The 12,630-nt window shown below is 76.0% G+C and carries 12 protein-coding genes; 8 read left to right on the top strand and 4 right to left on the bottom strand.

Going from position 1 to position 12,630, the window contains the following annotated elements:
• Positions 1-84 precede the first annotated feature (84 nt).
• Entirely contained in the window at positions 85-1,221 is a 1,137-nt protein-coding gene (locus IEW07_RS07055) for an FAD-dependent oxidoreductase (RefSeq protein ID WP_188535798.1), read from the top strand.
• On the opposite strand, the gene IEW07_RS07050 is transcribed toward IEW07_RS07055, so the two are convergent.
• Positions 1,124-2,410, bottom strand: coding sequence for an acyltransferase family protein (locus IEW07_RS07050; RefSeq protein ID WP_188535648.1), 1,287 nt, complete (start codon positions 2,408-2,410; stop codon positions 1,124-1,126). The genes IEW07_RS07055 and IEW07_RS07050 overlap by 98 nt on opposite strands.
• Positions 2,411-2,670: 260 nt before the next feature.
• Between IEW07_RS07050 and IEW07_RS07045 the strand changes: the two genes are divergently transcribed.
• The 6 genes from IEW07_RS07045 (at position 2,671) to IEW07_RS07020 (ending at position 9,668) form a co-directional block, all read left to right on the top strand.
• A complete protein-coding gene (locus tag IEW07_RS07045; RefSeq protein ID WP_188535646.1) occupies positions 2,671-4,080 on the top strand; it encodes a sensor histidine kinase in 1,410 nt (469 codons plus the stop codon).
• Positions 4,080-4,811: a response regulator transcription factor gene (locus IEW07_RS07040; protein WP_188535644.1), complete on the top strand. Its 732-nt coding sequence runs from the start codon at positions 4,080-4,082 to the stop codon at positions 4,809-4,811. Before IEW07_RS07045 ends, IEW07_RS07040 begins: the two co-directional genes overlap by 1 nt.
• Positions 4,808-5,710, top strand: coding sequence for a DUF4097 family beta strand repeat-containing protein (locus IEW07_RS07035; protein WP_188535642.1), 903 nt, complete (start codon positions 4,808-4,810; stop codon positions 5,708-5,710). The genes IEW07_RS07040 and IEW07_RS07035 overlap by 4 nt, the downstream gene beginning before the upstream one ends.
• Before the next feature lie 68 nt (positions 5,711-5,778).
• The gene (locus IEW07_RS07030) at positions 5,779-7,128 is read left to right on the top strand and encodes an MFS transporter (RefSeq protein ID WP_188535640.1); all 1,350 of its coding nucleotides are present in this window, start codon (positions 5,779-5,781) and stop codon (positions 7,126-7,128) included.
• A 189-nt stretch (positions 7,129-7,317) separates the two neighbouring features.
• Positions 7,318-9,075 carry a M20/M25/M40 family metallo-hydrolase gene (locus IEW07_RS07025; protein WP_188535638.1) on the top strand — a complete coding sequence of 586 codons (1,758 nt, stop codon included), beginning with the start codon at positions 7,318-7,320 and terminating at the stop codon, positions 9,073-9,075.
• Positions 9,027-9,668 (top strand): hypothetical protein, encoded by a 642-nt coding sequence (locus tag IEW07_RS07020; RefSeq protein ID WP_188535636.1) that lies wholly within the window; start codon positions 9,027-9,029, stop codon positions 9,666-9,668. The genes IEW07_RS07025 and IEW07_RS07020 overlap by 49 nt, the downstream gene beginning before the upstream one ends.
• A 26-nt stretch (positions 9,669-9,694) precedes the next feature.
• Here IEW07_RS07020 and IEW07_RS07015 read toward each other — a convergent pair whose 3' ends face one another.
• The 3 genes from IEW07_RS07015 to IEW07_RS07005 are packed head-to-tail and all read right to left on the bottom strand — an operon-like array spanning position 9,695 to position 11,919.
• Positions 9,695-10,726 (bottom strand): NAD-dependent epimerase/dehydratase family protein, encoded by a 1,032-nt coding sequence (locus IEW07_RS07015; RefSeq protein ID WP_188535634.1) that lies wholly within the window; start codon positions 10,724-10,726, stop codon positions 9,695-9,697.
• Between the two features lie 22 nt (positions 10,727-10,748).
• Entirely contained in the window at positions 10,749-11,006 is a 258-nt protein-coding gene (locus tag IEW07_RS07010; RefSeq protein WP_188535632.1) for a DUF3072 domain-containing protein, read from the bottom strand.
• A 46-nt stretch (positions 11,007-11,052) separates the two neighbouring features.
• The gene (locus IEW07_RS07005; RefSeq protein ID WP_308738218.1) at positions 11,053-11,919 is read right to left on the bottom strand and encodes an endo alpha-1,4 polygalactosaminidase; all 867 of its coding nucleotides are present in this window, start codon (positions 11,917-11,919) and stop codon (positions 11,053-11,055) included.
• Between the two features lie 162 nt (positions 11,920-12,081).
• Between IEW07_RS07005 and IEW07_RS07000 the strand changes: the two genes are divergently transcribed.
• Positions 12,082-12,627: a hypothetical protein gene (locus IEW07_RS07000; RefSeq protein ID WP_188535630.1), complete on the top strand. Its 546-nt coding sequence runs from the start codon at positions 12,082-12,084 to the stop codon at positions 12,625-12,627.
• Positions 12,628-12,630 lie beyond the last annotated feature (3 nt).

Raw genomic sequence — 12,630 nt, 5'->3', positions numbered from 1 at the left:
CGCGTCCCGGCGCGGAATAGCCGGGGCCGCGGCACCGTTCCCTCCTTTGTTGATGCATCATTAAAAACAGCGGTGGAGGTCGTCGTGCTGGAGGTCGTCGTGATCGGTGCGGGTCAGGCGGGGCTGTCCGCGGCCTACCACCTGGGCCGCCGAGGGCTGGTGCCGGAGGAGGACTTCGTGGTCCTGGACGCCAACCCCGGCCCCGGCGGGGCATGGCGGCACCGCTGGCCCTCGCTGACCCTGGGCGCCGCGCACGGCATCCACGACCTGCCCGGCCTGCCCCTGGGGACCCCGGACCCCGCCGAGCCGGCGTCCGCCGTCGTCGCCCGCTACTACGGCGAGCACGAGCGCCGCTTCGGCCTGCCGGTGCACCGGCCCGTCGCCGTGCGCGAGGTGCGCTCCCTCTCCGCCGGCGGGCCGCTCGAGGTCGTCACGGACCGCGGCCGGTGGCGGACCCGGCTGGTGATCAGTGCCACGGGCACGTGGGACCGCCCGTACTGGCCGTACTACCCGGGCCGGGAGAGCTTCCGCGGCCGCCGGCTGCACACCCACGACTTCCGCTCCGCCGAGGAGTTCCGGGGCCGGCACGTGGTGGTCGTGGGCGGCGGGACCTCGGCCGTGCAGTTCCTGCTCCAGCTGCACGAGGCCGGGGCCACGACGACCTGGTCCACCCGGCGCCCGCCGTCCTTCACGGACCGGGAGTTCGACCCCGAGTGGGGACGGGACGTCGAGCGCCGCGTGGGCGAGCGGACCCGCGCGGGGCTGCCTCCGGCCAGCGTCGTGTCCGTCACCGGGCTGCCGCTGACGGCGCAGTACCGGGCGGGGATCGAGGCGGGGATCCTTGTCTCCGCGGGACCGCTGGAGGCGGTGCTGCCGGACGGCGTGCGGCTCGCCGACGGCCGCGAGGTCCGGGCCGACGCGATCCTGTGGGCCACCGGCTTCCGGGCGTCCCTGGACCACCTGGCCCCGCTGCGGCTGCGCGAGCCGGGCGGCGGCATCCGGACGGACGGGGTGCGGGTGCTCAAGGACCCGCGCGTGCTGCTCGTCGGCTACGGCGCCTCCGCCTCGACCGTCGGCGCCACCCGGGCGGGACGGGCGGCCGCGCTCGCCGCGGTGCGGACGCTCAGGGGCCGGCCGGACGACCGCGCCCCAGCAGCGTCACCGCCGCCGTGGTCAGCACCGCTCCCGAGAGGATCAGCTCCGGCGAGAGCCACCAGATGATCTGCAGGAACGGCGGGAGGAAGCCCAGCACCACGGCGAGCGCGACCGCCGGCGCCGAGGGCGCCCCGTGGCCCGGCGGCAGCGCCGTGGGCACCCGTTCGGCCCGGACCAGGGGCACGCTCAGCACCCCGAGCACGAGGACGACGACGCCGCCCAGCGGCACCCGCCAGCCCCACCACGCCGCCGAGCCGGGCTCGGGGTCGGGGCCGCCGAGCAGGAACCACGCGGCCGCCACCACGACGATCACGGGCAGGTGCCACAGGTAGATCGTCATGGCGCGGCTGCCCACGAGCCAGGCCACGACCTGCGCCGGGCGGGTGCTCATGAGCCGCGCGAGAGCGGGAGCGGCCACCTGCAGCAGGCACGCCTGGGCGATCCCCAGCAGCACCATGCAGACGGTGGCGGGATTGAGGTTGGTCAGCATGTCGGGGGCGTAGCCGCCCGTGGCGACGAGCACCCCCAGGAGGGCGTAGCACCCGGCCGCCGCGGCGAGCAGCGAGCGGACGGACCGGCGGGCGAACCACTGGTCGGCGCGGAGGAAGCCCAGCTGCTGCACCAACGGCCACACGAGGACGAGGTTGAGCAGCCCGATCCAGGCGGCCCCGGTGGTGATCCGGAGGACGTCCACCACCACGACCCCCGCGAGCAGCGCCCCCGCCGTGGCCCAGGGGGCGCGCGCGTGCCATCCCGCCGTCAACGGCAGCAGCGCCTGGCAGGCCAGGTAGGCGGCGAGGAACCACAGCGGCATGCCCACGCCCTGCACCACCACCAGCAGCAGGTCGGAGGGCGCGCCGACCGCGAGGGCGACCGCGCAGCCGAGCGCCAGGACGAGCCACAGCACCGCGGCGGGCTCCAGCAGCCGCAGGGCCCGCGCGCGCACCCACCCGGCGGCGCTCCCGCCCCGGGCGGCGTGCCGCCGCCAGGACAGCACGGACGCGTGCCCGCCCGCCACGAAGAACAGCGGCATCACCTGCAGGATCCAGCTGGCCCACCAGTACCAGGGCTGGAGGGTGGGGACCATGACGGTGGTGGGCCCCCCGGTGACCGGGTCGGCCGTCACGGTGACCATGAGCAGGTGGACCAGCACCACCGCGAGCAGGCAGCCGGTCCGGGCGGCGTCGACCGCAGGGTCCCGCCCGTCGTGCGCCGCCGCGGACCCGGGGCGGGCCTGGCGCAGCGCCTCAGCCACGCCCGGGCCGGCCGGTCGTGGCGGACCTCCGGGCCGCCGCGTGCCCCTCCACCGCTCCTGCTGTCATCGTGGGCTCCTCGCCGCGTCGCCGCTCCTGCCCACAGCATAGGCACCGGGACACGATTGCAGAAGTGAATTCCAGGCGTCGCGGCGGCAAGCCGGCCGGAGCGACCGACGCGACGGGCCTGCGGATATCCGCAGCCGTAACAGGTGGAGAACGTGGCAGTCCCGAGGACCGCCGCGACCGTAGCGTGAGAGCCATGAGCACACCGCACGACACCCGTCCCCTGCCGCCCGCCCCGTGGAGCGGCCCCCAGGGCCCCGGTCCCTCCGACGACGCGGCCCGCCGCGGCGGCGCGGGCTCCCGCCCGGCCGCGCCTCCGCCCGGGCCCGGCGGCTTCCGCGAGTGGGGACCGTGGTCCCCGAAGACCCTGTTCTTCGGCGCGACCGACCTCGTGGTCGACGCCGCCCTGGGCACCCTGTGGCTGACCGCCCTGGTCTCGCTGGTCACCGCCGGCTTCGCCTCGATCCCCGTCCTGATCGGGGTGCTGCTGCTCGTGGCCGCGGTCTACGCGGTCCGCGGCATCGAGTGGGTGGAGCGCCGCCGCACGCAGGCCGCTTTCGGGCTGCACCTGCCGGCCCCGCACCGGCGCCGCTCGCCCCGCCCGGACGGGTGGCGGTACCTGCACCAGCTGTGGCTGGACGTCTCCGACGCCGCCTTCTGGACGGGTCTGCTCCACCTGCTCCTGACCACCGCGCTGGGGTGGGTGGTCGTGAGCGCCCTGGCCGGCACCGGCGCCGCCGTCGCGCTGGCCTTCGCCCCGCTGTACGCGGCGGAGAACAACCCGGTGTGGCCGGTGGACCTGCTCGGCACCTGGCCGGACTGGGCCGTGGTCCTCGCGGGCATCACCCTGGCGCTGCTCGGCCTGCTGGTCGTGGTGCTGTGCACCGCCGCGCACCGGGGGCTGTCCCGGCTGCTGCTGCGGGTGGACGAGGCGGCGGAGCTGCGCCGTCGTGCCGCTGAGGCCGCCGCCGCCCGGGAGACCGCGGTCCGGGGAGCGCGCACGGAGCGCTCCCGGATCGAGCGGGACCTGCACGACGGGGTCCAGCCCCAGCTCGTGGCCGTGGCGATGAACCTGTCGATGGCCCAGCGCCGGATCGACGACGACCCCGCCGGCGCCAAGGAGCTCATCGGGGAGGCCCACGCCACCACGAAGGCCGCCATCGCCGAGCTGCGCCGCCTTGCCCGCGGCTTCCACCCCGCCGTGCTGGAGGACCGGGGCCTCGACGCCGCCCTGTCCGCCGTCGCAGCCCAGTCGCCCGTCCCGGTGGCCGTGGACGTGCGCGTGCCGCGGCTGGCCCCGGAGACCGAAGCGGCCGTGTACTTCGCGGTGGCCGAGGGCCTGGGCAACGCCGTCAAGCACGCGGGGGCCTCCGCGATCTCCCTCCGGGTGGCCCTCGAGCACGACGCCGTGACGGGCGCCTCCCGGGTGGTCGCCCGGATCGCCGACGACGGCCGCGGCGGCGCCGTGGTCGTCCCCGGCGGCGGGCTGTCCGGGATCGCGGACCGGGTCCGCTCCGCGGGGGGCCGGTTCTTCCTCGACTCGCCCGCCGGCGGGCCCACCGAGCTGACGGTCGAGCTGCCCGTCGCCGCGGGAGGTGCCTCCTGATGCGCATCGTCATCGCCGAGGACGCCGTCCTGCTGCGCGCCGGGCTGGTGCGCCTGCTCACCGAGGCCGGGCACGACGTGGTCGCGGACGTCGACACCGCGGAGGCCCTGCTGCGGGCGGTCGAGGAGCACGAGCCGGACTTCGCGCTCGTGGACGTGCGGCTCCCGCCGACGTTCACGGACGAGGGCATCCGCGCGGCCGTCCTGATCCGCTCGCAGCACCCGGACGTCGCGGTGCTGGTGCTCTCGCAGTACGTCGAGGAGCGCTACGCCTCCGAGCTGATCGAGACCCGCCGGGACGGGCTGGGCTACCTGCTCAAGGACCGCGTGGCGGACGTCGACCAGTTCCTCGAGTCCGTCGAGACCGTGGGCGCCGGCGGCACCGTCCTGGACCCGGAGGTCGTCTCGCAGCTGCTCGTGCGCTCCCGGCACCGCCGCGAGCTGGACCAGCTCTCGCCCCGGGAGCACGAGGTGCTCGGCCTCATGGCCCAGGGCCTGTCCAACGCCTCGATCGCCGCCAACCTCTTCCTCACGGAGTCCTCGGTGGAGAAGCACATCCGCTCCGTGTTCACCAAGCTCGGCCTCGCCTCCGAGGACGGCGGCAACCGCCGCGTCCGCGCGGTCCTGCGCTACCTCGGCTACCCCGACCCGGGGCCCGGCCACCGACCGTCCACGCCCGGGGGCCGCCGCACGACCCCGACGACCCCCACGAACCAGGAGTTCCGGCCATGACCACCTCTCCGACCCCAGACCCCCGCCCCGCCGCCCCGGACACCCCGGGCGAGGCCGAGCGCACCGCCTGGCTCGTCCCCACCGCCGTGCTCGGCAGCCTGGGCGCCCTCCTGCTCCTGGGCGGGGGCGGGGCCGCGATGGCCGCCTCCCTGTCCGTCCAGCAGCACCGGGTGGAGACGACCGTGACCGACCCCGTGGACACCGTGGTGGTCGACGGCCACTCGGCCGTGGTCGAGGTCGTCACCGCCGACGTCCCGGACCTCCGGGTCGAGGCCGTGTACGCCGGGATCGGCCTGGACCGCGCCCCGCAGCCCCGAGTGCAGGACGGCCGCCTGACGATCGACGCCGTCCCCTCCGGCGACTGGCCCGGGACGGGCGGGGGCATGCACGTCACCGTCACCGTCCCCGCCGGCGACGACCCCGCGGACCTGCAGCTCACCAGCGACGCCGGGACGCTGAGCGCGGAGGGCGACTTCGGGGACGTCGTCCTGCGGACCGACGCCGGCGTCGTGGAGATGAGCGGCACCGCCCGCAGCCTCTCGGCGACCTCGGAGGTCGGCACCGTCGTGCTCTCAGGGGCACGGGTCGTCGAGGACCTGGACGTGCACACCGAGGTCGGCTCCACCGAGCTGCGCCTCCTCGGGGACGCGCCGCGGCGGACGTCCGTGACCACCCGCACGGGCTCGATCGAGGCCGTGCTGCCGGACGCCCGGTACTGGACGCCGGCGGTGGCCGACGAGGCCGACCGGGACCCCGAGGAGCTCACGGCCGCCACGGTGTGCGCCGGGGTGCCGGAGGACCGCCCGTGCCTGTACGTCTCCGCCGCCACAGGCTCCGAGGACGTCACCTACTCCCGGACCGCGCAGGAGGGGCCGGGCGGCAGCGGCCGGGACGGCTAGACTGGGAGCGCTGTCCGGGTCGGGCGCACCGGGAGGGGGGACGGTGCGCACTTCCCTCGAGGACGCCCATGAACTCCCGCACCACCGCTTCCCACGCCGCAGTCCGCCCCGCCGCGGGGCACGCCGCCACGGGGCGCGCCGCCGCTGAGCACACCACGGCCGCGCGGCCCGCGGCCGGCCGCCGGACGACGCCGTCGTCCGGCGGTCGCTACGCCCGGCTCCCCCAGCTCGCCGGCCGCGGCTTCCTGCCGATCGCGTTCCTCGCCCGCCTCCCCCTGGCCATGGTCACCGTCGGTGCGCTGACCCTCGCCACGTCCGTCACCGGCTCCTACGCCGCGGGCGGGCTGGCCGCCGGGGCGGTCGGGGTCGGCTCGGCCCTCGGCGGGCCGCTGATGGGCCACCTCGCCGACCGCGCGGGCCAGCGGCCCGTGCTGCTGGTCTCCGCCCTCCTCCACGTCGTCGCCGTCGTCGCGCTGCTGCTCGCGGCCCTCGTCGGCGGCGGTGCAGAGGGTCCCTCCGTGCCGCCGGTCGTCGCGGCGGCCCTGCTCGTGGGCACCACCTGCCCGCAGGTCGGCCCGCTCGCGCGGGTGCGCTGGCGCGGCCTGACCGGCGGGGACCGCCGGGAGCTGGACACGGCCCTGTCCTACGAGTCCACGGCGGACGAGCTGACCTTCGTGCTCGGCCCCGCCCTCGTGGGACTGCTGGCCTCGTTCGTCGCCCCGTGGGCGCCCTTCGCCCTCGCGGCGGCGCTGACGCTGAGCACGGTGTGGGCGTTCGCCGTCCACCCCACCCACCGCGCGGCGCCGGCCACCACCCGGCAGGCCCGGCGGACGGCGGCCCGCTCCACCGGCCGGGAGCGGATGCTGGTCCTCGTGCCCGTGCTCGGCATGGTCGCGATGGGCACCTTCTTCGGCGCCGTGCAGAACGGGCTCAGCGCGTTCGGCGGCAGCTTCGGGGCGCAGAGCGCCGCGGGGCTGCTCTACGCCGTGCTGGGCATCAGCTCCGCGGCGGCGGCCCTGTCGGTGGCCTGGTGGCCGCAGCGCTTCCGGCCCGCCGCCCGGTGGGTCGCGGGCGCCGCCGCCATGACCGCGCTGAGCCTGCTGCTCCTCCTCCCGGACGGGATCGCGCCGATGCTGCTCGTCCTGCTGCTGGCCGGGATCCCCGTGGGGCCCGTCATGGTCACGATCTACACGATCGGCGGGGACGCGGCCCGGCCCGAGCGGCTGGGCACCGTGATGACCCTGCTGGCCAGCGGCGTGGTCCTCGGCACCGCGCTGGGCGCCACGCTGGCCGGCGCTCTGGCGGAGACGGCCGGGCACCGGGGCGCGTTCGCCGCGGCCGTGGCCGCGGGCCTCGCCATGGTCCTGGTCAGCGCGGCGGGGGCGCTCCTGGGGCGCAAGGAGCCCACCGCCGGCTGAGCGTCCCGGACGTCCTGTGACGGACGGACCGGTGCCCGGGACAACGATGCGGTCACCGTCCCGCAGTGCCCGTCCGCTCCCGGCGGACGCCGCCTAACATGGGCCGCAGACCGGTCCCCCGACCGGGGCGGGGGACGATGCCCTGGCCCACCGGACCGTCGACCCAGCGGGAACGGGGGTGCAACGCCCATGACGACGCACGGTCCGGCGGAGGACTCGGGCACCGCGGGGAGCGCGCCGCGCTTCCCGCGGCACGGCGATGCCGTGACGGTGCTCCTCCTGACCCTCGTGTCGGTGCTCTCCGTGCTGGCGCTGGGGCCGGTCCGGGCCCGGGGACCGGACTCCCCGCCCCAGGAGTTCAGCGCGGCCCGCGCCCTCTCCCACGTGGAGGCGCTGGCCGAGGCGCCACGGCCGGTGGGCTCGGCCGGGCACGCCCGGGCGCGCGAGCACCTCGTCGGCCTGCTCCAGGACCGGGGCTGGCAGGTGGAGGTCCAGGAGAGCGTGGGGGTCACCGACTTCTGGGAGCCCGGCACGCAACCGGTCGCCGCGGTGCGCAACGTCGTGGCCACGAGACCGGGTGCCGATCCCACCGGGACGGTGCTGCTCGCCGCCCACTACGACACGGTGGCGGCGTCCCCCGGTGCCGCGGACGACGGGCTGGGACTCGCTGTGGTGCTCGAGACTGCGCGTGCGCTGACCGCCACCGGAACCGGGCCCCCGCGCAACGACGTCGTCCTCCTGTTCACCGACGCGGAGGAGCCGGGGATGCTCGGGGCGGAGGCGTTCGTGCGGGAGCGCGCCGCTCGGCTGGGGCCGACCGTGGTGCTCAACCACGAGGCGGGCGGGGTCACCGGAGTGCCCTTCACCTTCCGGACGACGTCCCCGAACCGGGTTCTGCTGGAGGCGCTGGCCGACGCGCCCGGGGCGCTCGCGGACTCCTCCAGCGAGGCCGCCTTCGACGCCATGTCGCTCGGCAGCGACTTCACCCATTTCTCGGCGGCCGGCCTGCACGCCTACGACACCGCGATCGCGGCGGGAGGCGCCTACTACCACAGCCCGCTGGACCGCCCCGAGCACCTCGGTGCCGACGCTCTGCAGCACATGGGTGCCGTCAGCACGGCTCTGGCCCGCCGGTTCGCCGGAGCCGACCTCTCGGGGACGGGGCGAGCCGGAGAGGATCTGGTGACCACGCTGCCAGGAGGCCTGCTCCGCTATCCCGCGGCGGCGGAGCTGCCCCTCGCCGTCGCGGTGCTCACCATCGCGACGACGCTCGTCGGGCTCCGACGGCGTCGTCGCGAACTGGCCGTGGGCCGCGCTGCCGGCTGGGCGGGCGCAGCGGTGCTGGCCGTGGCCACGGCGGGGGCCGCCGGTGCGGGGGTGTGGCGGGCGGTCCTCCTCGTGGACCCGGGCCAGGCCTCGTCCGTGCTGGGGGAGCCCTACCGCCCGCTGGCCTACCAGGCGTCCGTCCTGCTGGCAGGTCTGACCGCAGCAGTGCTGCCGTACGCTCTCCGGCGGCCCGGCGGCGGCTCCGTCTCCGGCGCTCCGGCCGCCGGGGCGCTGCTGGTGGTGGCCGGCGGCGGAGTCCTGCTCGCCGCGCTGCTGCCCGGGACCTCCGGTGCCGTGGTGCTCCCGGCACTGCCGGTCGTGGTCTGCGCGGTGGCCGCCGAGCTGCTGCCCGGGCGGTGGCGGACGGCCCGCCGCCTGCTGGTGAGGACCGGGGTGCTGGCCGCCGCTGCGGTGCTCGCTCCGGGACTGTGGTGGGGCTTCGACCTCGGAGTGGGGACCGGCGGACCGGCCGCCGCCGCATTCCTGGCGCTGCTCGTGCTGCTGACGCTGCCGGCGCTGGGACCCCGACCGCCCTCCCGCCGGTCCCTGCGGGAGCGCACCGCCTCCCTGCCGTGCTCCTGCTCCTCGCCACCGGTGCCGCGGCCGGAGGACTCGCCCTGAACCGGGAGGGGGTCACTCCGCCGCGTCAGGAACAGCTGCTCTGGTCGCTCGACGCCGACACCGGCGAGGCCCGGTGGGCGTCCTGGGACGAGCCCCGCTCGAGGTGGGCCGCCGAGCTCCTGTCCGCGCCGCCGGCCCCGCTGGAGAGCCACTTCCCCGCTGCGGGCCGTCCGCTCCCTCACGGCGCCGCGCCCTCGGCGGAGCTGGCCTCCCCCGAGGTCGAGGTGGTGACGGACGGCCGGCGGAACGGCGACCGCGAACTCGTCCTGCGCCTGCGCTCCGCACGGGGGGCCCCTGCGGTGGGCCTGTGGGTGGGCGGGGACGGGACGACGGTGCGGGCGGCGACGGTCGAGGGCCGGGAACTTCCCCGCAACGGGAGGCACGGGGTGTGGGAGTTCGGATTCCTGTTCGAGAGCGCACCGGAGGAGGGGGTCGAGGTCCGGCTGCTGCTGGAGCAGGGCCCGGAGCCCCTGGTGCTGCGGGTCGCGGACCGCACCGACGACCTCACGGCGGTTCCGGGCTTCGTCCCGCCGCCCCACGGACGGGTGGTGGTGACCCCGGAGGTCTGGGTGACCCGCTCCGTCACGCCGTGACCGGTCGCGTCTGCTCGGGCGGGGTGTCAGAGGAGCGGCGACCTGTTCCGGTGCGCCGCGTTGCCCAGGCCCTCGGGCCGGTCGAAGCTGTCCACGAGCTGCCGGAGGGTCTCGAGCGAGTCGACCGTCTCGGACCACCCCGTGACCTCGCGGATCCGGGTGGTGTCCATGATCGGGCAGGCGTCCGCCAGGTCGATCCACCCGGGGTCGGTGGGCTGCAGCCGCAGCCGGTAGGTGATCGCCACCAGCGCCCGGAGCAGGGCCGGGGGCACGGGCAGGACTCGCCGGGCGCCGAGCACCTGGGCGACACCGTCCGGGCCGAGCACGGGCTCGGCCGCGACGTTGAACACGCCCCCGGCCCGCTGGGCGATCACCCGCCAGTAGGCGTCGGCGACGTCGTCGGTGTGCAGGGTCTGGAACAGGAACTTCTCGGGGAACGGCAGCACGGGCAGCCGCAGGCGGGCGATCAGGCGCCGGGGCACGAGGGCGCCGAAGAAGTAGTCCGCGATCTCCGGCGCGGCCTCCGCCTGGAACAGGAACCCCGGTCGCAGCCGCGTCACGAGGACGTCGGGGTGGGCCGCCTCGAACCGGTCGAGGACCGTCTCCGCCTCGGCCTTCTGCACGTTGTAGTGGGAGGAGTCCACGCCGCCGATCGGCCAGGACTCGTCGACGGCGCGGTCCTTCGGCCCGCGGCCGTAGGCGCCCAGGGACGAGGCGTAGACGAAGTGCGGCACACCGGCCAGCACGGCGGCGTCCAGCGCGTGGACCAGGCCGTCGACGTTCGTCGCGTGCATCGTGGCGAAGTCACGGTTGGGCCGGATCAGCCACACGAGGTCGACGACGGCGTCCGCCCCGCGGAGGATCTCCGCGAGCTGCGGGACGGAGTCCTTGTCCGCGACGTCGACGGTGTGCCACTCCACGCCGTCGTACGGCTCGCCCTCGCGGTCGGGGCCCACGCGGGAGACACCGACGATCTGCTCGGCCTCCGGCGCCCGGTGGAGGCGCCGGAGGAGGGCGGTGCCCACGTTGCCCGTGGCTCCCAGGACGACGATCTTCACGATGGCTCCCTCCCGGCCGGACCTACTGGTCCTGGACCCGGTCGCTCTTTCCCTGCAGGCGGTCGATGTGCTTGGAGGCCTCGGCCTTGGTGAGGTCGGCGGGCAGCTCCTCCCCCGCCTCGCGGGCCAGGGTGTCGAGATAGCTGCGCTGCGCCGCGGTCATCGGCTCGTCGCCGGTGGCCCACTCGTCGGGGTCGCGGTCGAGTCCGCCGCCGGGCTCGGGGGTCGGTGCCCCGAGGGTCTCGCCGGAGCCGGAGTCGCTGTTCGTGTGCTCGCTCATGCGCCCATGATAGTCATATCGCTTATGATCGTCCCCCGCCGGATCCTCAGCAGCTCCGGTAGACGTGCTCCGGCTCGTCCTCGGGCACGAGGTCGCGGTCCCGCACGATCGTGCTCTCGGGGGTCGAGCCGCGGGCGCAGACGTCCTCGGGGCTGCCCCGCAGGTCGTCGGTGTACTCGATGTTGAGCACGTGCTCGCCGTAGACCTCGGCGAAGTCCTCGCACTCGTCCCAGCGGTCGCACTCCTCGGTCACGGCGAAGTCGTAGCCGATCTCGTCCCGGCCGCGCTCCGCGAGCTCGGCGGTGTTCTTCTGCGCGGCCGCCAGGCCCTCCTCGTGGGCCTCGGCCACGAGGAGGGTGGCGAACTCGACGGCGTCGTCGAGATCCAGCCGGCCCTCGGAGCGGCTGTAGGAGTCGAGGTTGTCGAACTCCACCGCCTGGTAGCCCGCCTCGGCGCAGCGGGCGACCGCCTCGGCCTGGCGGCCTGTGACGGCCTCCCGCTTGGCGGCCGTGGAGATGTCGAGGATGTGCTCGTCGGGCCAGTTCGGGTCCACGAGCGGGGCGCCCGACTCGTCGCGCAGCACCAGGTCCGCGGGCCAGTCGGCCCCGGGCTGGGTCTGGAAGCCGTTGACGTAGCAGACCGAGTAGGCGCCCGGGACCGGGTCGGCCGTGCTGTCGCGCACGACCACGCCCACGCCCGGCGGCGGGTCGTAGGCGCCGCCGAGCTGGTAGTCGAAGGCGGCGCCCGCCGGGGGCAGGGCCACGCCCTCCGGCGCGGACGGGGCACGCGTGGGAGTCCCCGTCGTGGCCGACGGCGGCTCGTCCGGGGACTCGTCCGAGCACGCGGAGGCCCCCAGCCCGATCAGCACGGCGAGGGCCACCGCGGAACCGCCCCGCCGGCGGCGAATCATCATGGTCTTCACTTCAGCACAACCCGGTCGCGTCCGGGGAATACGACGGACTGTGTCCCGCGGGTGCGCCGCCTCCGAACGGTCCCGTGCCTGCCGCGGACCGGACCGAGTGCGTAGGCTGAGGGACCAACGAGCCGCGCGAGGACCGCACCGGAGGAGAAGCAGATGAGCGACCAGCCACAGCACAGCACCGACGACGCCGGGGTCCCGGCGGGCGCCGCGGTCCAGGCCGACAAGCTCCAGGCGTACATGCTGGGCCACTACATGGGTGCCCTGTCCGGGATCCGGCTGTTCGACGAGGCCCGCCGCACCTGGTCGGGGACCCCGTACGAGGGCCAGTTCGCCGCGTTCGTGGAGGACATCCAGAACGACATCGAGCACCTCGAGGCGATGCTCGACCGCCTCGGCGCCACCCGCCGCCAGGTCGTCAGGACGCTGGGCACGGTCACGGGCGTCGCCTCCCGGCTCAACCCGCTGAGCCGGATCCGGGAGCGCGCCGGGATCGCCGCCCACGGCGAGCTCGAGATGCTGCAGTCCCTCGTGGTGGCCAAGCGCAGCATGTGGGTCACCCTCCTGGAGCTGGCGCCCGCCGAGCCCCGGCTGGACGCCGAAGAGCTGCGGAAGCTGGAGGCCGACGCCGCCGACCAGTACGACCGGCTGCGCACCATCGCCCGCCGGACGGCGCGGGACCGCTTCCTCGCCCGGGCCTGACCG

The organism is Kocuria dechangensis (assembly GCF_014636775.1).
GTDB classification, from domain to species: Bacteria; Actinomycetota; Actinomycetes; order Actinomycetales; family Micrococcaceae; genus Kocuria; species Kocuria dechangensis.
Note: the sequence above shows the minus strand (reverse complement) of the source record. Positions and strands in the feature narration are given on the sequence as shown.

What these genes read in the sequence shown, in the direction of transcription:
- IEW07_RS07000 (WP_188535630.1), top strand. Translation starts at nt 12,082, where the DNA reads ATGAGCGACCAGCCACAGCACAGCACCGACGACGCCGGGGTCCCGGCG.
- IEW07_RS07005 (WP_308738218.1), bottom strand. Translation starts at nt 11,919, where the DNA reads ATGATGATTCGCCGCCGGCGGGGCGGTTCCGCGGTGGCCCTCGCCGTG.
- IEW07_RS07010 (WP_188535632.1), bottom strand. Translation starts at nt 11,006, where the DNA reads ATGAGCGAGCACACGAACAGCGACTCCGGCTCCGGCGAGACCCTCGGG.
- IEW07_RS07040 (WP_188535644.1), top strand. Translation starts at nt 4,080, where the DNA reads ATGCGCATCGTCATCGCCGAGGACGCCGTCCTGCTGCGCGCCGGGCTG.
- IEW07_RS07025 (WP_188535638.1), top strand. Translation starts at nt 7,318, where the DNA reads ATGACGACGCACGGTCCGGCGGAGGACTCGGGCACCGCGGGGAGCGCG.
- IEW07_RS07045 (WP_188535646.1), top strand. Translation starts at nt 2,671, where the DNA reads ATGAGCACACCGCACGACACCCGTCCCCTGCCGCCCGCCCCGTGGAGC.
- IEW07_RS07035 (WP_188535642.1), top strand. Translation starts at nt 4,808, where the DNA reads ATGACCACCTCTCCGACCCCAGACCCCCGCCCCGCCGCCCCGGACACC.
- IEW07_RS07030 (WP_188535640.1), top strand. Translation starts at nt 5,779, where the DNA reads ATGAACTCCCGCACCACCGCTTCCCACGCCGCAGTCCGCCCCGCCGCG.